Genomic DNA, 17861 nt, shown 5'->3' on the forward strand with positions numbered 1-17861 from the left:
TTAACGGCTCAGACGACGCATACGTTCAGACGGGGTAATGATGTCGGTGATGCGCACGCCATATTTGTCGTTCACCACCACCACTTCACCCTGCGCGATCAGATAACCGTTGATCAGAATATCCAGCGGTTCCCCGGCCAGGCCATCCAGCGCCACCACCGAACCCTGCGTCAAGCGCAGCAGCTCTTTAATGGTCATTTTGGTGCGACCCAGTTCCACGGTCAGCTTGACCGGGATATCCATGATCAGATCGATATCCTGCAGCGAGCCGCTGATGCCAGGATTTTCCAGCGACTTGAACACATTTTCAGTTGGATCTGGCGCGCTGGTGGTGGTTTGTTCGTTCATAGCTGCAGCCCACAGATCGTCCGCGGAGATGTCGTCGTCGGACGGTTTCTTGCTGTCACTCATCGGGCTGTTCCTCGTTCAGCGAATTCAAAATCGGGTTAATCAAATGTTCTACACGCAGCGCGTACTGGCCATTGATGGTGCCGTATTGGCTGGTCAGCACCGGCACGCTATCGACGTGAGCGATGATGCGGTCCGGCTTCTCAATGGGCAGGACGTCACCGGGTTTCAGCTGCAAAATACGTGACAGGCGCAGCGATGTTTCGGCGAAATGGGCAATCAGCTCCAGCTCCGAGTGCTGCACCTGCTTCACCAGATTGTCGCGCCAGTGATTATCTTCCCGGCGTGAGTTTTCCAGTGGGGGATTGACCAGCAGCTCGCGCAGCGGCTCAATCATCGAAAACGGAATACAGATATTGAATTCACCGACCAGGTTTCCAATCTCCACCTGGAACGGCGTGTTCACCACGATGTCATTCGGTGAAGTGGTGATGTTGGTGAACTTCACCTGCATCTCGGAACGCACATACTCCACTTCCAGCGGATAAATCGCTTTCCACGCGTCGCTGTAGCCATCCAGCGCCAATTTCAACATGCGGCGAATCACGCGCTGTTCGGTATGGGTAAATTCACGTCCTTCAACTTTGGTCGGGAAACGACCGTCGCCGCCAAACAGGTTATCGACAGCAATAAAAACCAGGCTCGGTGAAAACACCACCAGCGCCGTGCCGCGCAGCGGCTTCAGGTGAATCAGGTTCAGGTTGGTTGGCACCGGCAGGTTGCGGGCGAACTCGTGGTACGGCTGAATCTTGATCGCACCCACACTAATATCGGGGCTACGGCGCAGCAGGTTAAACAGCGCCATACGGAAATGACGGGCAAAGCGCTCGTTGATGATCTCCAGCGCCTGCAGACGCTCACGTACGACGCGGCGCTGAGTATTGGGATCATAGGGACGGATATCGCCATCGGTCCCTTTGGAACTGTTCTCTACTTCCGCACTGTCACTGTCGCCATTAAGCAGCGCGTCAATCTCAGCCTGGGAGAGAATGCTATCGCCCATTAAATCACCTCAAAATGAAGGCGGTAAACAGCACGTCATTGACAACCTGAGCCGGTTGGCCTTTTACCAGCGGCGGCGCCAGCACCTGTTTGATCTGCTCAACCAGGGCCTGTTTGCCTTGCTCTGTAGCCAGAGCCGTCGCGCTTTGACGCGAAAGCAGTAACAGCAGACGGCTGCGCACTTCCGGCAGGTAATCGTTCAACCGACGACGGGTATCCTCATCGGGCAGACGCAGGGTGAACCCCACGTACAGCACACGGTCGGGATCGTTGTCAGGATTGACCAGGTTTACTGTAAACGTATCCATTGCAAAAAATACGGGAGCAGCCGGTGGCTCGACTTTCGCCGCGTCCGGTTGGCTGCCTTCGTGTTTATTCATCATTCGCCAGACTGCATAGCCTGCCACGCTGCAAGCGGCCAGCGTTACAATCAGTAACACCGGTAGTAGTAGTGAACGTTTGCGGCCTTTAGCTTTCGCGTTATCAGACATCTTGCAGTTACTTCCTGTGAATTATGGGCAAGCCTCTCGGCTTACCTGGACAGATTATCCCGCGTCTTAAGTCAAACAATGGGAAGAAAAGACGCGGGTTTTACGCTTACCTTCAGCGTTTAGCGGCTATCAGGCAAAGATATCGACAGCGCCGTTACCGGCCGCGCGCGCTTGAAGGGCTGCCGGGACGGCAATAGGCGTTATCTCGTTGTCACTGTCCTGGGAGAGGGTAAAGCTGCCGTGCTGTCCGTCACGACGTCCTTCCTGCTGGCCCTGATAACTCTGGCCCTGTGCGAAGGCGTCGCTGCTGACGTTACTCTGTCCCAGGTTTATTCCGCTCTCCGCCAGCGCGCTACGCAGCTGAGGAAGAGCCGCTTCCAGCGCGGCCCTCACTTGGCTGTGGCTGGAAACCATATTTAACTGTGCCTGATCCTTATCAAGGGTCAGGCTGATCTGGATAGCGCCCAGATCCTGCGGATGTAGACGCAACTCGGCGTTCTGCTGCCCGTTGCGGCTAAACATCACAATCTGCTGACTCAGCGCCTGCTGCCACTCGCTGCTGCCGAGCTGCGCATTCAGCATGGGCGTCGACGGCGTGGTGCTGGTCGAAGCGGTGCTGCTTACCAGCGAGCTGGTGGCGCTGAGCGGTGCGCTGGTGAATGGCGTCACCGGGTCATCACTGCTCTGCGCGGCGGCGCGCGCTTCCGGCTTACTCAGCGCATTCAGCACCTGCTTAAAACTCTCATCCAGCGTCAACCCGCTGCTGTTACTGGCGGTGGTGCTGACGCTGCTGCTCTGCGTGCTGCTGGCCGTTTGCGTTAAGAGCGTTACAGCATCGCTGGATTTCTTCTGTGCGCCATCCGGCTGCGCGTGCTCTTCTTTTACTGCACCGTCCAGCGAACCCCTTAACAGTGCGGTATTAAGCGAAGCGCGAGTGTCGGTTTTCCCTTCGCCTCCGCTGCTACTTACGCTGGTTGGGCTGGTGCGGTTCTCTACCACCACCGGCAACATGGCGAATAACGCCTGCACATTCTGTAAGTCGCTGGCAGTTAACGAACTTGCCTCACTCTTGTCTTTATCATCGGCTGATTTCAGCGTGGCTTTAGTGTTTTCCGGCTGTAAAAGTGCGTTTAACGCATCGGGTTTCTCCAGCGCCTGTAATAACGCGCTTAGCGAAGCCTTACTGACGTCTTTTTCATCAACTTCTGCTGTCAGATCAGTCGATTGCGTGTTAACAGCTTGTTGCTTTACCAGCGTCAGCAAGCGGTTGCCGAGTTCAGTAATAAATCCCTGCGGCAGCGACTCCGCGCCCTGCAAAACATCTGATGAAACTGAAGTGTCAGCGTCTCCCAAAACCGAGGTTTGCGTAGCAACTGTTGGCAGCGTAATCATTCGCCTTTCCTCAATGCGGCCCGTTGGGCAAATTCATCCATCCGTTTCTGATCGAGACGGTTTTCTTGTCGTAATGCGTTTTCCTCAGCGCGCGTAATCAGCGTTTGATAAGCATTGAGCCGCTTATGCTTTTCACGCCAGTTGCTCAGCGCGCTGTCGAGGCGCTGATTCCACTGGGAAAGCTGTTGGCGATGCTGTTCGATGGCTTTTTCCAGCGTCTGAATAAACTGGTGATAATTGGTCCAGCGCGTGCTGGCGATGCCGCCGGACATATCCTGATTGAGCTTGTTGCGATACTCATCCTGATAATCCAGCAGCATGCTGAGTTGTTCGTCGGCCTGCTGCACACCCCGGCGCATATCGCCAAGGTGAATCACCGCACTCTCCAGTTCCTGCTCCGCCATATCGCGCAGCTTGTTGATCGCACTGGCCGTTTTCATCACTTAACCTCGTTTGGCGTTAACCGAACATCGCCTGCAGATGCAAACAGGCATCGTCGTAATCGCTGCGTTCGAAAATGCCCTGATGCAGGAAGGCTTCCATCTCGGGATAGAGCTTGATGGCGCGGTCCAGCATCGGATCGCTGCCTGCGGCATACGCCCCCACACTCACCAGATCGCGGTTACGCTGGAAGCTGGAGAGCAACTGTTTAAACTGACGCACGCGCGCGTAGTGCGTCTCATCAATTAATGAGGTCATGGCGCGGCTGATTGACGCTTCGATATCAATCGCCGGATAGTGACCGGCTTCCGCCAGACGGCGCGACAGCACGATGTGGCCGTCGAGAATGGCACGCGCCGAGTCGGCAATCGGGTCTTGCTGATCGTCGCCTTCGGTCAGCACGGTATAAAAGGCGGTGATTGAACCGCCGCCGTGCGTACCGTTACCGGCGCGTTCCACCAGCGCGGGCAGTTTGGCGAACACCGAAGGCGGATAACCTTTGGTCGCCGGCGGCTCACCGATGGCCAGTGCGATTTCACGTTGCGCCATGGCGTAGCGGGTGAGGGAATCCATAATCAGCAGCACATGCTGGCCGCGATCGCGGAAATCTTCAGCAATACGCGTGGCGTAGGCGGCACCCTGCATACGCAGCAGCGGCGAGACATCCGCCGGCGCGGCGATCACCACCGAACGCGCACGGCCTTCGGCTCCGAGAATATTTTCAATGAACTCTTTAACTTCACGACCACGTTCACCAATCAACCCCACCACGATCACGTCGGCTTTGGTGTAGCGCGCCATCATGCCGAGCAGCACGCTTTTACCGACGCCGGAACCGGCGAACAGGCCCATACGTTGACCGCGACCCACGGTGAGCAGAGCATTGATGGCGCGCACGCCGGTATCCAGCACATCTTCAATCGGCGTACGTTGCAGCGGGTTGAATGGCGCGGTGATCAGCGGGGCGCGATAGCCGGTTTCTGGCGCAGGTAAACCGTCGAGGGGTTTGCCGCTGCCGTCCAGTACGCGACCCAATAACTCCGGGCCCAGCAGCATCTGTTTACCGCTGTGGCCGCTGTCGCCACTGACGCGCGCATAAACGCGTGCGCCCGGCAAAATACCGTCGACTTCTTCCAGCGGCATCATCAGCAGTTTCTGGCCGTTGAAGCCGACCACTTCACTTTCAACTTCAGTGATCTTGCTGCCATCGGTACGTTCAATAATGCAGGTAGCACCGAGCGGCAGCTGCAGGCCGGTGGCTTCCAGCACTAAGCCGGTGGCGCGCGTCAGGCGACCATAACGACGCACGGTTTGTACCTGCGAAATGCGTTCTTCGAAGGCGTCGAGCGCGCCGAGCCAGCGTGAAAGGCGTGAGGAGGTCATTACAGTGTCCCCGGAGCGGCCAGGCGGCACAGCTCCTGCCAGCGTGTTGCCACGCTCGCATCAAGGTCGCCATCTTCGGCGCTAAGCTTACAGCCGCCAGGATGCAGCGTGCTGTCGGCCAGCAAGCGCCAGCCGTGCAGATCGAGCGTTGGACCCAGCGTCTGCTCGATGCGCTGCAGATCGTCCGGATGGACGCGCAGCTGCGGTTTGCCGCTGAACATCGGTTCCTGCTGAATCAGCTGCTGGATTTGACGCAGCAGGGCGGTGCCGTCCACCTGCGTGGCCTGGCCAATCACCGTGCGCGCGGCTTCCAGCGCCAGCTGCATCAGACGTGAAGCGATTACGCTGTCGAGTGCTTCGAGCGTGTGATGGAACTCGGTCACCAGCTGCTGCATACGTGCCTGTAGCGGCGCTTGCTGCTGCTGCGCATCGGCTAAGCCTTGCTGGAAACCGGCGTCATACCCGTTCTGTTGCGCTTCGGCGAAACCTTTCTGATAGCCTTCGCTGTAGCCTTGCGTCTGCGCATCTTTGCGCATCTGCTGCTGCATGCGTTCCAGCTGTTGCTGCTGTTCCGCTTCGGCGCTCAGTTCGACATCGATCTCCGGCTCCTCTAACTGAAGTTCCGGTTCGGCACCGAACGGGCTGCCTAAATCATCAGGCTGCCAGCGCTGCCACGCGCGGGCGGAAAAGGCATCAGACATAGGTTTCCTCGCCACCACCAATCACCATCTCGCCGGATTCTGCTAAGCGGCGCACCACCAGAAGAATGGCCTTCTGCTCGTTCTCCACCGCCGACATACGTACCGGACCACGGTTGGCCAGATCGTCGCGCAGGATATCGGCCGCACGGGCGGACATGTTCTTGAGGAACTTCTCGCGCAGCGGCTGTTCGGCACCCTTCAATGCCACCAGCAACTGCTCGGATTCCACTTCCTGCAACAGACGCTGGATGCTGCGGTCGTCCACTTCCACCAGGTTTTCGAACAGGAACATCTCGTCGATGATCTTCTGTGCCAGCTCGCCATCGAAGTCGCGTACTGCTTCGATAACCGCTTCTTCCTGCTGGGTTTTCATCAGGTTGATAATTTCTGCCGCGGTTCTCACGCCGCCCATCTTCGCGCGCTTGAGGTTGGTGCCGTCGAGCAGGCCATTCAGTACTTCGGTCAACTCCGCCAGCGCCGCCGGCTGGACACCGCCGAAGGTGGCGATACGCAGCATCACATCGTGACGCAGACGCTCGTCGAACAGCGCCAGAATATCCGCCGCCTGACCACGTTTGAGGTGGACAAGGATGGTGGCGATAATCTGCGGATGCTCGTCGCGAATAAGGTCGGCGGCCGCCTGTGGCTCCATGAAGTTGAGCGTTTCCATGCCGCTGGTGGTCTCGTTTTTCTCGAGAATATCTTCCAGCAGGCTTGAAGCTCGCTCCTCGCCCAACGCTTTGATCAGCACCGAACGCAGATAATCGTTGGAGTTGAGGCTCAGCGCCGCAAACTGTTCGGCATCGGCTTCGAACTCGCGCAGCACTTCGGTCAGCTGTTTATGTGAAACCTGGCGCATGTTGGCCATGGCACCACTCAGGTGCTGAACTTCACGCTGGTTAAGGTGTTTGAACACCTCCGCCGCGCGCTCTTCGCCGATAGTCATCATCAGAATGGCGCTTTTTTCTGTACCGGTCAGACTCATAGTTCTTTACTCATCCATTCGCGGATAACCAGCGCGACGACGCGCGGATCGTTTTCAGACATGTCGCGGATACGCTGGCTCATCACCTCGGCGCTCATGCGGTTAGTAGATTTACGCTCCTGATCCAGCTCGTCTTTGCTGAGCTGAACGTTAAAGGCTTCTTCTTCTTCCATGGCCGCAGAGCGTGCCGCCAGCGCTTCAGCCGCTGCCTTCTCCTGCTCTTTCTTACGCATCAGCTGTGGACGAACCAGCTTGCGATAGAGGATGAAGCCAACCAACGCCACCAGCAGCCAGCGACCGGCAGTCATCAGCTGATCGAAGAACGATTGCTGCTGCCAGAATGGCAGGTCGCCACCGCTTGGCTCGGTCATGTTGAACTGAGAGTTCACCACGTTGACGCTGTCGCCACGGGTTTGTGAATAGCCCATCGCTTCACGGGTTAAATCTTCAATCTGCTTGATCTGCTGCTCGTTGAGCGCCACCGCTTTGCCTTTACCGTCGTCGCGGTAGTTCACCACCACGGCAACCGACAGGCGCTGCACATCGCCGACGTTCAGCTTGGTATGACGAATGGTGCGGTCCAGCTCGTAGTTCACCGTGTCGTTGCGCGTTGAGCTGCTCGGGCCAGAAGGCTGTGCGGTGCTGGTGGTGCTGCCGTTATTCTGCGCATTGGCGGTTTGCGCGTTGGCGTTTTGGCCGTTGGCATTATTGTTGTTATTCGTTGGCGGATTGGTCACCGGCGCGGTATTGGCTGGCGCAGGCTGATTCGACAATGCACCCGGCACGCCGCCTGGATACGGGCTGCCATTCTGTTCGGAGTTGCTGGTCTGGCGTGAACGCACCGCGCTGTTGTTAGGATTGGCGTTCGGCTGGTATTTCTCGTCGGTCTGCTCGCTGCGGTCGAAGTTGATCTGCGCCGTCACCTGCGCATGCACATTGCCCTGACCGACAATCGGATTGAGGATCGCTTCGATACGCTGCTGGAAGCGCGCTTCCACTTCAGACGCATATTTCAGTTGCGCGTCATTCAGGTCGCGACCTTCGCTGTCAGAGCGGGTCAACAGACGACCGGCCTGATCGACAACGGTAACGTTGCCCGGCGGTAAACCGGCCACGCTGCTGGAGACCATATGCTGAATGGCCTGAATCTGGCCTTCATCTAAGGCGCGGCCTGGCTGCAGGTTAAGCGTCACCGAGGCGGAAGGGGCTTTCTGCTCACGCACGAACAAGGTCGGTTTCGGCATTGCCAGATGCACGCGTACGCTCTTCACCGGACCGAGCGTTTCGATGGTGCGCGACAGTTCACCTTCCAGCGCACGCTGATAGTTGATCTGCTCGCTGAACTGGCTGATCCCGAACTTCTCTTTGTCCATCAGTTCGAAGCCAACGTTGCCGCCTTTCGGCAAGCCTTGTTGTGCCAGACGCAGACGCAGCTCATGCACTTTATCGGCGGGCACCATCAGTGCTCCACCGTTATCGGCGAACTGGTAAGGGATGTTCATTTGCGTCAGCTGCGTGACGATCGCGCCACCATCCTCATCGGAGAGGTTGTTATAAAGCACGCGATAGTCTGGCGCTTTTGCCCACAGCACCAACGCAAACACCACCGCGATAACCGCAGCAGCAGCGATAATTAAGGGAATACGCGGGTTGGCGCGCAGGCGGGCGAGAAGGTCATTGAAGCCTTTCTTAGCTGTATCCTGTGTAGCGGCTGCACTCGCATTCATGACCGATTCCTGCCTGACATTATTGATCGGGTGTGGTGTTGTGGTGACAAAACGTACTCCCTGAAGACTTCTCCCCTAAAATCGGGAGAGGAGAAAAATTAAATTCCACTTAATGGCAGGCATTATTTGTTGAAAGCCGCGACATCGATGGGTGGATAAGCCGGGTTTTTTGCGGTCATTTAGCGCCTTTGTCCTATTGACAGTGTGTTAACTTTCTCATCGTGAAAATTTAATCACTTCTTCATTAGGGGTCAGGCAATGTCAATTCAGGCGATTGAGGGTGTGCTGCAGCAGCTACAGATGACGTCTCTGCAGGCCAGCGGTAAGCAAGCGGAGTCCACTAATCAGGTCGATTTCAGTGCTACCATGAAAGCAGCACTCGACAAGATCAGCGAAACCCAGACAACGGCCCGCGCTCAGGCGCAGGATTTCGAAATGGGTAAACCGGGCATCCAGTTAAATGATGTGATGGTCGATCTGCAAAAATCCTCTATTTCCATGCAGATGGGCGTGCAGGTGCGTAACAAACTGGTGTCGGCGTATACCGATATTATGAGTATGCAGGTTTAGTTTCTTTCGGGTATTTCTTTCGGGTATAGTCCAGCGCGGTAATGGTGTTATATCAGGCGGGAAGGTTGCTGCATCACAGTGAGTACACCGCCAAACGCGCTGCCTTATTTTGAGAAGAGGATTCTCACGTGAAGAAAACCCTGCTGTTTTTAATCGCTATTGTCCTGCTCACGGGATGTGACAAGGATGACGCGACTTACTACCCGCAAATGAAAAACTTTGCCTATCTGTATCAATTCGAAGCGCTGCCCGGCAACGTCAAAACGACCCATCAAACGCTGTTTACCGCCGACGGCCAGCAGATCTTCGAAGTGAATGTAGATTTTGACCGCAACGGCTGTCCGACGCACGTGAAATCGGTGCGCAAACAGGCCGAAGTGATTGATGTCACGCGCGATGGCGACCAATTAAAAGGCAGTGAAAACGGTCAGGACGTGGTGGTGACGCTGGATAAGAACTGCGCCATGGTGAAGAAAGTCACGCCGACCATGACCGTGGATATTGCCTATAACAAACAGGGTTTGGTAGAGCAGATCTCATCGCCCGCCTCCGATGCCGCGTTTCATCTCGCTTATAACAGCGCCGGTGAAATGGCGGTATTGAGTATTACCCAGGCCGGAACGGAAGTGTCGCGTGCTACCGCGGTGCGAGCAGAAGATAAGAAAAAGATCTCTGACGTGGTCACCACGGTGAAGCGAAATGACCAAATTAAAACCGTCAGCAATGTCTGCAAATACAAACACGATGTTCCCTATTATTGCGACATTATTAGCGTTGACGCGGCAGGCAACGTGATTGATAAGCAGTATGGCAATATTGAGGTAACGTATTACTGATTGGTGGGGTCGCCATGCATGGCGACCAACACTATTTAATCTCCGGCCACGCCACAGCCGGGAATCCATTCAGCAGCGGATAAGCAAACAGGAAACCCTGGAACTGGCTAATGCCTGCGGCTTCCAGCCACATCCACTCTTCAGCTTGCTCGACACCTTCGGCGATCACCGCAATCTCCAGCGATGCGCAGCACTTAATAATGGCGTGCATGATCGCCTGCTTCGGTCCGCTTTTATGCACATCGCGGATCAGCTCGCGATCGATTTTGATTTTGTCCGGCTGGAATTTTGATAACAGCGACAAGCCAGCAAAACCGGCACCAAAATCGTCCAGCGCAAGGCTGATACCCGCCGCTTTCAACTTTCTCACTTCGGCAGCAAATTCATCTGAGCGCGAAATGATCTCATTTTCGGTCACTTCGACAATCACCTGTTGCGGCACCAGCCCGCTGGCGTTGATCTCAGTAAGCAGGAATTCCACCGCGTTTGGCACCGTCACCAGTGACATCGGCAGCAGGTTGATCGACAGACGATGCTCGCCAATGCCCAGTTTGTTCGCCACGCGAAAGGCCAGACGTTTCGATTTGATATCCGCGTGATAAATCGCTTCGCCGCCAAACGCGGAGAAATACTCATCGGGTGAGCCACCGTTTGGCGTGCGGATCAGCGCTTCAAACGAAGTGACGCGGCGCGCGAAGGGATCGATGATGGGTTGAAAAGCAAAGCGGCAATCCTGCAGGCTCTGATCGATACCCTCCAGATCGTTCTGCCATTCAATATCCGGAACAAATTCCCAGGTATTGGCTGGCGGGATCTCGAAGTAGTTCTCTTTGTCGCGCGCCACCACGAAGGTACGCAAAAACTGCAGCGCGCGATCGTTGTAGGTGAGCTGATAACGCGAGGTGCCTTTATCCAGCACAGCTTGCAGCACATTGTCCTTGTCATGCTCGCGCAGATCGAACAGCTCCATGCCGACTTTGCCAAAACGGCGTTCAGGCGCGAAGTCGTGCATTAACTCCACCAGATTATGGTGGCGTGCGTCCTGACAAATACGCTTGTATATGCCCTGAACGGACTCACGCGGTCCTTCCAGCAACTGGAAGAAGTGCAGGCCGTCGAACAGCAGGATGCCAGTAACGTCGAAGTTTTTGTTTTTGCTATTGGCTTTAGCAACCATATCTTCGAGCGTTTTGATTGGCACGTGATCGTGCAGATGGCTGCGGTAAATAATTGTGGTGAGCATCGAGATTGTCCGGATAATTTATTATTTTGCGGCTAGATTAGCAGCCTTACCGCGGGGTCTGTCCATAGCTTACCGCGATCAGGCTAAACTTTTTTTATTATAACAGCTTAAGCGAAGCGGCTAGCCGCTTCGGTAACGTCGCAACTCCATCAGCGTGCCGATAATTTCTAGCGCCGATTCCGCCGAATGCAGCTGCGGAAAATCATCATTCAACGCGCGCAATGTGAAGATCTGCTCATCCTGCTGTTGCGTTTGCAGGCGATAAATCCGCACTCGTGCCACGCCATCCACCAGCGCCAGCACCACATCGCCCGGCTGCGGCTGAACGTCAGGATCAAAGATCACTTTGTCACCGGGCTGGTAATCGGGCTGCATCGCCTGATCGTCTATCGTGACCGCCAGCGCGCCATCGCCCAACTGACTCTCGCTGTAGAGAAAGTGCGCAGCCTGCTGTTTGAGCAACAACCGTTCTTCGCTCAACCACGCTGACGCTTGCGCCAGGCTAATCAATGGCACCGCCGCAACCGGTGCGGCTTTGGCGTGGGTGGCAAACACTTCGCCATCCCCGTCGATAATCCATGCCGCCGTGCATTGCAGCCACTGCGCGAGCCGCAGCAAATTCTCGCCACGCGGTACGGTTTCCTCTTTTTCCCACTGCGATACAGCCACATGCGACACCCCAATACTTTTGGCCAGCGCCTGCTGCGTCAACTGTAGAGCTTTACGTCGTGCCCGGATGCGCTCACCGGAAGATTCTTTTTTCATCATCTTGACATCTCCTGAAGGAACGACTTAAGTATACTTAAATTCATAATTTAAAGTAAACTTAAATTCAGGCGTTGACCGCGAAGCTGGCAAGGGTGGTCAGCGTGCTTATGGGGCACATCCCTTGCCAGGGGTGAGAGGTGAAGCATGGAAAGTAGTTTAGTCACCAGCGTAGGTGCGTTGCTTCTCGGCGGCGGCGCAGCAGCTGTGTTCTGGAAACCGTTAATGGCGGGTATCGCCGCTATCGTCACCAGCAATCGTGCCGGTGGGGAGATCATCACCAGTTACAAAGAACAGGTGATGCTGCTCAAAGAAGGTCACGCCTTGATGCGCCAGGAAAACGATGAATTGCGCATCCGACATGACAAAAACCTGCGGCGTATCTCTTCGCTGGAAACCGATCTGCGGCTGATAAAAAACGCCCTGAGCATTTTGCTGGCCACCACGGAAGCCGAGCACAGCGATAAGTTTCGCAGCCAGGTTAACCAACTGATTACCACTCTGGAGGAGAGTCGTGATGATGCAGATAAACAGTGAGTACGTAGTGAAAAACCATCGGCGCCAACTGTTCTTCGGCGGCTTTTTGCTGATGTTGTCGTTGATGTGCGTGGCGATGACGGTGCTATTCCTTTTCGTCAGTAACAGCGCCAATCAGCGTGTTGAAGAGATTCGACAGCAATATCGAACCATATCGGAACGGCGTGAAGCACGCGTGGCGGAACTCACCAGCCAGCTGGTGGCGCTACAGAACAAGCTTGATGGAACAGTGAAGCACCCGGTCAGCAATCCGGCTGACAAAGGGAAACCGGCAGAAGGAGATAAGTCGCCACCTCAACCCAAGCGTTAAGGAGGGCATCATGCGAATTACCCCGTGGATTGCAGCCCGTCTTGCCCGACTGCGATCTTTATTCAGTATGAAGGAGAGCATTATGAGCGATCAAACTGTCATCAATCCAGCCAGCACCATCGCATCGTCACCAGCGGAAGATTTCGCCAACGAAGTCGCCACGCCCGTTGCTGCACCGACGGCGACCGTAGCACCTGAAGCGACGCCTGCTGTAATAGCAGAAGCAGCACCTGAAGTTGCGCCCACAGTGGTAGCGGCAGCGGCAGCGGCAGCGGCACCGGCTGAAGTTCCACCGGTTGCGGCACCCGAGGCGATAATCGCTGCACCCGCGCAGGTGGCGGCCACTGCCGCGCCTGAGGCGGTAACGCCTGCGCCAGCCGAGGTTGCGCCGCCCAGCGAACCGGAAGTCGCTGCTCCCGCTGCAGCCGATGCGCCGCCAGCCGCCGCAACGGCGCAGAGCCACGACGGAACTCAGGCGTTCTCAGAAGGCGTGAAGGATTTCGTCAGAGCGTTTAGCTTTGTCGAGCAGGGCGTAATCAAACTGGGCGATGCCGCGAAGGGTGAGTTGATTGATCTGGCGAGGAAGTATCTGTAATGCCTGACGACTCAGCATCGGGGACCGGGATGTCCCCTGTTTACTAACAGGTTTTAGTCACTTCCGATTATTCCTAAGGCAGCTTCGATATTTTGCACTACCTTTAATCATTCAAGCGTTATTTAAATCGTCTTATTAAGCGAAAAGGAAGATAGCATGAGTGATACAGAAACTGTAAAAACCAAAACTGAATACTTGCGTGATGTCACCTCCCAGCTTAAAGAGATGCGCCACTACGCGCAGACCAACACTGAGACGCTGTCTGCCCACTGGCTGGCGTTTGATGCGGGTGAGTACAAAGACACCGAATACGCGGGACGCTTCGACACCTTGCTGAACAAACAGGGTAAGCTGCTGGATGACATTGATGAGGCGATTCAGGATCTCGAAATCGCCATCAACCATGCTGAGCAGGAAAGCTAAGCGTTTATCGTACTGGTGGCCTAATCGGCCACCAGCCACATTTCTGCCTCATCGAACATCTCTTCAACAATCCGCGCAACTGTCGCTTTATCGTTCTTACTCATATCAGTATCTATCGCGTTACGCTCCATCGGTTTGACGCGCACCTCAATATCGGGAAAGACGCGCTGTACACGCTTTTCCAACTCCTGCAAAATCATCTCGCGTGCACCCGGTAATCCGGCCACGTTACGCTTATCGTAAATCAACTCCACAAACATCAGGGTCGTTCCATTCATTGGATCGGGTGCGATATAGTACTGTAAATAAAAACAGGGGTAAATATGCGCCAACTGGTTATCGATATCTTATTGAAAATGGCAAAAATGGATGTGGAAGCAAAAGAGCTGGTGGCGCAGGTAGAGGCGCAGTCGTTATTGATTGCCGCGCTGCTGATTCAGGCGAAAGAAAATAACTCGTTGACTATTTCCGATACGGTGCAGGAGGCGATTGTTACCGCTTCGCGCGCATCGCAGGAATTTTTACAGTCCGATGTTGATCTGCTGCTGACCCACGTCAATCGTCTGCTGGCGGTGGCAAGTTATATCGAAGTAAAAGGGATTGAGCGGGAAGGGTAAGAAAAAATATTACCTCTGGAAGTGGAAATCCAGCAACACTTCCAGAGGCGGTGCAACAGCACCATTCGTTCAAGGACAATCTACGACTGACGTCGTGATGAGTAAGTTATACAAGTTTTCTCAACTTGTACAACTTTTTCCTGAACATTTTGTGTGGTTGGCGATGTATCTTTGATGCCGTTACAGTGCGTGGCCGATTACAACTCGTTTTTGATGCAGAACTCTTCCCACGTCATGCCTAAGGCTTCCGCGTGAGATTTCAGATACTTTTCAATGGCATCCGCGGCAACGGCTTTATCGGGTTCCGCGAGTTGAATGGAAAACAGCATGCCATCCAGCTTCTTCTGACGCAAAAAAGCGGCATAAATACGTTCTGCATGCCAGTCGCGTAACTGCGCTAATGACAGGTTCGCCTGGCGGGCATCGCTTTCGGTGAGTTCATCCAGTGCAGACTGGAAATCGGGGTGAGCGGCGAAAAACATCGTGCGCGCCTGAGCGTAATACTCTTCTGGGGTTTTCATTCGGTGTTCCTGCGTATCAACTTGCGCGCTAGTGTAACGCGCGCATGTGGCCTTGTCAGTTTCCGATCTTACAGAACATGGGCATCGTAGCGGCGCAATTTACTGCGCGATAAAGCGCGCCGCTACGGTATGTGCAACTTGTGATCACAGCCTATCAATGCATCTGCTGATAAATCCGCGTCACATCTTGTTGGTTCTTTGCCAGCGTTTCATCCAGCGTCAGTTTACCGCTCAGCATATCCGCCAGATTCTGCCCGACGGCGTTACCCATCTGATCAAACCCGGGAATACTCACGTACTGCACGCCCTGATAAGGCACCGGATTGAGCGTCGGCTGCTCGACGGTGGCCGAATCAATCGCCGCACGCACCTGCGCGGCATACGGCGCCAGGCGCTGATAGCTCGCCTGCTGATACGTCGAATTGCGGCTGCCCGGCGGTACCGCCCCCCAGCCGACGGTATCGGCCACTTGCTGGATATACTGTTTTGACGTCGCCCAGCTAATAAAGGCAATCGCCGCCTCGCGATTCGGCGTATTCGCCGGTACCGCCAGCGCCCACGACCATAACCAATTGGAGCCGTTACGCGTTATGCCGCCCGGTGCAGGCGCAAAGGCCAGCTTATCGGCGACTAATGAGATCTGCGGATTCACTAGCAAACCGGCTGCCACCGTACTGTCGATCCACATCGCGCATTTACCTTGCGCGGTCAGGCGCAGAATCTGGCCGAAACTGTTTTTCACCGTATCCGGCGGTCCATCCTGCTTCACTACCTGCAAATAATCACCCAGCGCTTCGCGCCACTCCGGCGAGTTGAGCGTCGGCTGCCAGGTTTCATCGAACCACTGCGCGCCATAGGCATTCGCCATGGTGGTCATGAACGCCACGTTATCGCCCCAGCCTGGCTGGCCACGCAGGCACAGACCGTAAATGCCTTTCTGCGGGTCGGTGAGTTTGGCGGCGAAGTTTTTGATATCGGTCCAGTCGGGATTATCGGGCATGGTTAACCCTTTTTGCGCAAACAGATCTTTGCGGTAGTAGGTCATGCTACTTTCACCGTAGAACGGCAGGGCGTAAAGCGTTTGCTGAAACGACAGCGCTTTGCGCACTGGCGCGATGAGATCCTGGCTGTCGTAATCGGCGGGCAGCTTATTGAGCGGCGCCAGCCAGCCTTTTTCACCCCACAGCGGCGCTTCATAGGTGCCGACGGTGATGACATCGAACTGCGCCTGGCCGCTATTCATCGCCGACAACACAGCCTGACGCAGCGCGCCATCGTCCATCACATGCCATTGCAGTTTGACGTCAGGATGCTCCTGTTCGTAGCGCGTGGCGAGCTGCTGCATGATGGTCATATCGCCGTTAGCGATGGTGGCAATATTCAGCGTGGTCGCGGCGTGGCTCAGCAGCGGCGTGGCTAGCAACATAGCGAGAAGTTTACGCATCATCTCGCTCCTTAGCGCTGTTGCAGGCGGAAGAAGGCCATCTTCTCCACCAGCAATCCGGCATGTTCGCTAACGGTCTGGCTGGCGGCGCTGGCTTCCTGCACCAGCGAGGCGTTCTGCTGCGTCGCGCCATCCATCTGAATCACTGCGGTGTTGACCTGCTCAATGCCGCTGGATTGCTGGCGGCTGGCCACGGCAATTTCACCGACAATGTCCACCACGCGCGCCACGCCCTGATTGATGTCATTGAGCATTGCGCCGGAACGCTGCACCAGCGCACTGCCGGCTTCCACTTTACCCACGCTGGCATCGATTAACGCTTTGATCTCGTGGGCGGCCCCGGCGGACCGCTGCGCCAGCTGACGCACTTCGGACGCCACCACGGCAAAGCCGCGTCCCTGTTCACCGGCGCGTGCCGCTTCAACCGCTGCGTTGAGCGCCAGCAGGTTGGTCTGGAAGGCGATCTCATCGATCACCCGGTTGATATCCGCGATGCGCTTGCTGGAAGATTCGATCTCCTCCATCGCGCTGACCGCATCACGCAGCACGCTGCTGCCACGTTCGGCCTGATGACGCACGTCGGTGGCCAGTTCGTTGGCCTGTGCAGCGTTATCGGCGTTGTGTTTCACCGTGGCGGTCATCTGCTCCATGCTGGCGGCGGTCTGTTCCAGCGAGCTGGCCTGCGAATGGGTGCGTTCAGAGAGATCGTCATTGCCATCGGCCATCTGACGCGCCGCATCACTCAGCGCAGTGGCGCTTTCGCCCACGTCGCGCACGATCTCCGCCAGACGTACATCCATGCGCAGCAGCGACTGCATCAGTTCGCCCATCTCATCGCGTGAAACGCTGCCAATATCGTGGTTCAGTTCACCGGCCGCAATCGATTCGGCCAGCTCGCGCGCCTGAGCAATCGAGCGGTTGATCGAGCGGATCAGCAGCCAGCCGAACACCAGCGCCACGCTCAGCCCGACCAGCAAAATGATAATCAGGCTGTTACGCGCCAGCTGGTAATCGCTATTGCTCTGCTGATAGGTGAGTTCCGCATGCTGGCGCATTAACGCATCAAGCTGATCGATGTCCTGTTGCAGCAGCTGACTGCCGCTGCGTAGGCGGGTTTCAATCACCACCAGCGCGCCGGACGGGTTGCCGCCCTTTAGCAGTTCACCGGCATCTTTCAGCGCGGTTTGCCAGCCATCGAGATGGCTGATGAATTTCTGGCTAAGCGGTTTGGTTTGCGCATCAAACGACAGCTGCTGCCAGGTTTGGCGGTCTTTGGCTATCTGCTCGCCGTACTGCGCGATGCGCGCCAGACGTTTTTCCACTTCGCTGCTGTCGGTCCAGTAGCGCAGGGCATCGAACAGGGTCGCGGATTGTTCCTGCACCATGCGGTACAGGCGGGGATGAATATTGCAGCGGTAACAGCTCATTCTGATAGGCGTTTTGCGCCCGTTGGTCGGCGGCGCGCAGGCC

22 protein-coding genes are annotated in these 17861 nt (G+C 55.9%); 7 read left to right on the top strand and 15 right to left on the bottom strand.

The annotated features are described in order from the left end of the window. From fliN to fliF, 9 genes are all read right to left on the bottom strand, one after another. The gene (fliN, locus tag Q3H59_RS08095) at positions 1-411 is read right to left on the bottom strand and encodes a flagellar motor switch protein FliN (RefSeq protein ID WP_008105402.1); all 411 of its coding nucleotides are present in this window, start codon (positions 409-411) and stop codon (positions 1-3) included. Continuing rightward, entirely contained in the window at positions 404-1411 is a 1008-nt protein-coding gene (fliM, locus tag Q3H59_RS08100) for a flagellar motor switch protein FliM (RefSeq protein ID WP_064739115.1), read from the bottom strand. Before fliM ends, fliN begins: the two co-directional genes overlap by 8 nt. A 4-nt stretch (positions 1412-1415) precedes the next feature. Beyond that, positions 1416-1901, bottom strand: a complete 486-nt coding sequence (gene fliL, locus Q3H59_RS08105; protein ID WP_101763951.1) for a flagellar basal body-associated protein FliL — start codon at positions 1899-1901, stop codon at positions 1416-1418. A gap of 129 nt (positions 1902-2030) precedes the next feature. Further along, a complete protein-coding gene (locus tag Q3H59_RS08110) occupies positions 2031-3293 on the bottom strand; it encodes a flagellar hook-length control protein FliK (protein WP_309834172.1) in 1263 nt (420 codons plus the stop codon). After that, positions 3290-3733: a flagellar export protein FliJ gene (gene fliJ, locus Q3H59_RS08115; protein ID WP_064739112.1), complete on the bottom strand. Its 444-nt coding sequence runs from the start codon at positions 3731-3733 to the stop codon at positions 3290-3292. The genes Q3H59_RS08110 and fliJ overlap by 4 nt, the downstream gene beginning before the upstream one ends. Positions 3734-3752: 19 nt before the next feature. Further along, complete coding sequence (fliI, locus tag Q3H59_RS08120) at positions 3753-5117, bottom strand: flagellar protein export ATPase FliI (RefSeq protein WP_008105395.1); 1365 nt, start codon at positions 5115-5117, stop codon at positions 3753-3755. Further along, positions 5117-5818 (bottom strand): flagellar assembly protein FliH, encoded by a 702-nt coding sequence (gene fliH, locus Q3H59_RS08125; RefSeq protein WP_309834175.1) that lies wholly within the window; start codon positions 5816-5818, stop codon positions 5117-5119. The genes fliI and fliH overlap by 1 nt, the downstream gene beginning before the upstream one ends. Then, a complete protein-coding gene (gene fliG / locus Q3H59_RS08130) occupies positions 5811-6803 on the bottom strand; it encodes a flagellar motor switch protein FliG (RefSeq protein ID WP_101763955.1) in 993 nt (330 codons plus the stop codon). The genes fliH and fliG overlap by 8 nt, the downstream gene beginning before the upstream one ends. Then, positions 6800-8530 carry a flagellar basal-body MS-ring/collar protein FliF gene (fliF, locus tag Q3H59_RS08135; RefSeq protein WP_192411595.1) on the bottom strand — a complete coding sequence of 577 codons (1731 nt, stop codon included), beginning with the start codon at positions 8528-8530 and terminating at the stop codon, positions 6800-6802. The genes fliG and fliF overlap by 4 nt, the downstream gene beginning before the upstream one ends. Positions 8531-8788: 258 nt before the next feature. On the opposite strand from fliF, the gene fliE reads away from it, so the two are divergent. Both fliE and Q3H59_RS08145 read left to right on the top strand, forming a co-directional pair. Beyond that, a complete protein-coding gene (gene fliE / locus Q3H59_RS08140; protein ID WP_008105389.1) occupies positions 8789-9100 on the top strand; it encodes a flagellar hook-basal body complex protein FliE in 312 nt (103 codons plus the stop codon). A gap of 128 nt (positions 9101-9228) precedes the next feature. Next, the gene (locus Q3H59_RS08145) at positions 9229-9936 is read left to right on the top strand and encodes a YnfC family lipoprotein (protein ID WP_309834181.1); all 708 of its coding nucleotides are present in this window, start codon (positions 9229-9231) and stop codon (positions 9934-9936) included. A gap of 31 nt (positions 9937-9967) precedes the next feature. Here Q3H59_RS08145 and Q3H59_RS08150 read toward each other — a convergent pair whose 3' ends face one another. Together Q3H59_RS08150 and Q3H59_RS08155 are read right to left on the bottom strand one after the other, a co-directional pair. Next, complete coding sequence (locus Q3H59_RS08150) at positions 9968-11179, bottom strand: diguanylate phosphodiesterase (protein ID WP_137386039.1); 1212 nt, start codon at positions 11177-11179, stop codon at positions 9968-9970. A gap of 120 nt (positions 11180-11299) precedes the next feature. Then, a complete protein-coding gene (locus tag Q3H59_RS08155; protein WP_309834183.1) occupies positions 11300-11947 on the bottom strand; it encodes a S24 family peptidase in 648 nt (215 codons plus the stop codon). A gap of 144 nt (positions 11948-12091) precedes the next feature. Between Q3H59_RS08155 and Q3H59_RS08160 the strand changes: the two genes are divergently transcribed. The 4 genes from Q3H59_RS08160 to Q3H59_RS08175 all read left to right on the top strand — a co-directional run bounded on the left by Q3H59_RS08160 (position 12092) and on the right by Q3H59_RS08175 (position 13809). After that, positions 12092-12481 carry a hypothetical protein gene (locus Q3H59_RS08160; RefSeq protein WP_007891426.1) on the top strand — a complete coding sequence of 130 codons (390 nt, stop codon included), beginning with the start codon at positions 12092-12094 and terminating at the stop codon, positions 12479-12481. Further along, positions 12462-12791 (top strand): hypothetical protein, encoded by a 330-nt coding sequence (locus Q3H59_RS08165; protein WP_192233531.1) that lies wholly within the window; start codon positions 12462-12464, stop codon positions 12789-12791. The genes Q3H59_RS08160 and Q3H59_RS08165 overlap by 20 nt, the downstream gene beginning before the upstream one ends. 82 nt (positions 12792-12873) lie before the next feature. Continuing rightward, positions 12874-13386 (top strand): hypothetical protein, encoded by a 513-nt coding sequence (locus Q3H59_RS08170; protein WP_309834188.1) that lies wholly within the window; start codon positions 12874-12876, stop codon positions 13384-13386. Between the two features lie 156 nt (positions 13387-13542). Further along, positions 13543-13809, top strand: coding sequence for a hypothetical protein (locus Q3H59_RS08175; RefSeq protein ID WP_101764034.1), 267 nt, complete (start codon positions 13543-13545; stop codon positions 13807-13809). Between the two features lie 20 nt (positions 13810-13829). On the opposite strand, the gene Q3H59_RS08180 is transcribed toward Q3H59_RS08175, so the two are convergent. Next, positions 13830-14069, bottom strand: coding sequence for a DinI-like family protein (locus Q3H59_RS08180; protein ID WP_101764035.1), 240 nt, complete (start codon positions 14067-14069; stop codon positions 13830-13832). A 63-nt stretch (positions 14070-14132) separates the two neighbouring features. Between Q3H59_RS08180 and iraP the strand changes: the two genes are divergently transcribed. Then, positions 14133-14426 (top strand): anti-adapter protein IraP, encoded by a 294-nt coding sequence (iraP, locus tag Q3H59_RS08185; protein WP_061717593.1) that lies wholly within the window; start codon positions 14133-14135, stop codon positions 14424-14426. A gap of 197 nt (positions 14427-14623) precedes the next feature. Here iraP and Q3H59_RS08190 read toward each other — a convergent pair whose 3' ends face one another. The 3 genes from Q3H59_RS08190 to Q3H59_RS08200 form a co-directional block, all read right to left on the bottom strand. Next, complete coding sequence (locus Q3H59_RS08190) at positions 14624-14947, bottom strand: DUF6388 family protein (RefSeq protein ID WP_101764036.1); 324 nt, start codon at positions 14945-14947, stop codon at positions 14624-14626. A gap of 154 nt (positions 14948-15101) precedes the next feature. Then, the gene (locus tag Q3H59_RS08195) at positions 15102-16394 is read right to left on the bottom strand and encodes a sugar ABC transporter substrate-binding protein (protein WP_277973749.1); all 1293 of its coding nucleotides are present in this window, start codon (positions 16392-16394) and stop codon (positions 15102-15104) included. Between the two features lie 8 nt (positions 16395-16402). After that, complete coding sequence (locus Q3H59_RS08200) at positions 16403-17818, bottom strand: methyl-accepting chemotaxis protein (RefSeq protein WP_309834198.1); 1416 nt, start codon at positions 17816-17818, stop codon at positions 16403-16405. Positions 17819-17861 lie beyond the last annotated feature (43 nt).

The sequence above is a fragment of the Pantoea sp. SORGH_AS_0659 genome (assembly GCF_031453915.1).
GTDB lineage: Bacteria > Pseudomonadota > Gammaproteobacteria > Enterobacterales > Enterobacteriaceae > Pantoea > Pantoea leporis.

Excerpts from the sequence above, each read along its gene's own strand:
- fliN (WP_008105402.1), bottom strand. The coding sequence starts at position 411 with ATGAGTGACAGCAAGAAACCGTCCGACGACGACATCTCCGCGGACGAT.
- fliM (WP_064739115.1), bottom strand. The coding sequence starts at position 1,411 with ATGGGCGATAGCATTCTCTCCCAGGCTGAGATTGACGCGCTGCTTAAT.
- fliL (WP_101763951.1), bottom strand. The coding sequence starts at position 1,901 with ATGTCTGATAACGCGAAAGCTAAAGGCCGCAAACGTTCACTACTACTA.
- Q3H59_RS08110 (WP_309834172.1), bottom strand. The coding sequence starts at position 3,293 with ATGATTACGCTGCCAACAGTTGCTACGCAAACCTCGGTTTTGGGAGAC.
- fliJ (WP_064739112.1), bottom strand. The coding sequence starts at position 3,733 with ATGAAAACGGCCAGTGCGATCAACAAGCTGCGCGATATGGCGGAGCAG.
- fliI (WP_008105395.1), bottom strand. The coding sequence starts at position 5,117 with ATGACCTCCTCACGCCTTTCACGCTGGCTCGGCGCGCTCGACGCCTTC.
- fliH (WP_309834175.1), bottom strand. The coding sequence starts at position 5,818 with ATGTCTGATGCCTTTTCCGCCCGCGCGTGGCAGCGCTGGCAGCCTGAT.
- fliG (WP_101763955.1), bottom strand. The coding sequence starts at position 6,803 with ATGAGTCTGACCGGTACAGAAAAAAGCGCCATTCTGATGATGACTATC.
- fliF (WP_192411595.1), bottom strand. The coding sequence starts at position 8,530 with ATGAATGCGAGTGCAGCCGCTACACAGGATACAGCTAAGAAAGGCTTC.
- fliE (WP_008105389.1), top strand. The coding sequence starts at position 8,789 with ATGTCAATTCAGGCGATTGAGGGTGTGCTGCAGCAGCTACAGATGACG.
- Q3H59_RS08150 (WP_137386039.1), bottom strand. The coding sequence starts at position 11,179 with ATGCTCACCACAATTATTTACCGCAGCCATCTGCACGATCACGTGCCA.
- Q3H59_RS08155 (WP_309834183.1), bottom strand. The coding sequence starts at position 11,947 with ATGATGAAAAAAGAATCTTCCGGTGAGCGCATCCGGGCACGACGTAAA.
- Q3H59_RS08160 (WP_007891426.1), top strand. The coding sequence starts at position 12,092 with ATGGAAAGTAGTTTAGTCACCAGCGTAGGTGCGTTGCTTCTCGGCGGC.
- Q3H59_RS08165 (WP_192233531.1), top strand. The coding sequence starts at position 12,462 with ATGATGCAGATAAACAGTGAGTACGTAGTGAAAAACCATCGGCGCCAA.
- Q3H59_RS08170 (WP_309834188.1), top strand. The coding sequence starts at position 12,874 with ATGAGCGATCAAACTGTCATCAATCCAGCCAGCACCATCGCATCGTCA.
- Q3H59_RS08175 (WP_101764034.1), top strand. The coding sequence starts at position 13,543 with ATGAGTGATACAGAAACTGTAAAAACCAAAACTGAATACTTGCGTGAT.
- Q3H59_RS08180 (WP_101764035.1), bottom strand. The coding sequence starts at position 14,069 with ATGTTTGTGGAGTTGATTTACGATAAGCGTAACGTGGCCGGATTACCG.
- iraP (WP_061717593.1), top strand. The coding sequence starts at position 14,133 with ATGCGCCAACTGGTTATCGATATCTTATTGAAAATGGCAAAAATGGAT.
- Q3H59_RS08190 (WP_101764036.1), bottom strand. The coding sequence starts at position 14,947 with ATGAAAACCCCAGAAGAGTATTACGCTCAGGCGCGCACGATGTTTTTC.
- Q3H59_RS08195 (WP_277973749.1), bottom strand. The coding sequence starts at position 16,394 with ATGATGCGTAAACTTCTCGCTATGTTGCTAGCCACGCCGCTGCTGAGC.
- Q3H59_RS08200 (WP_309834198.1), bottom strand. The coding sequence starts at position 17,818 with ATGAGCTGTTACCGCTGCAATATTCATCCCCGCCTGTACCGCATGGTG.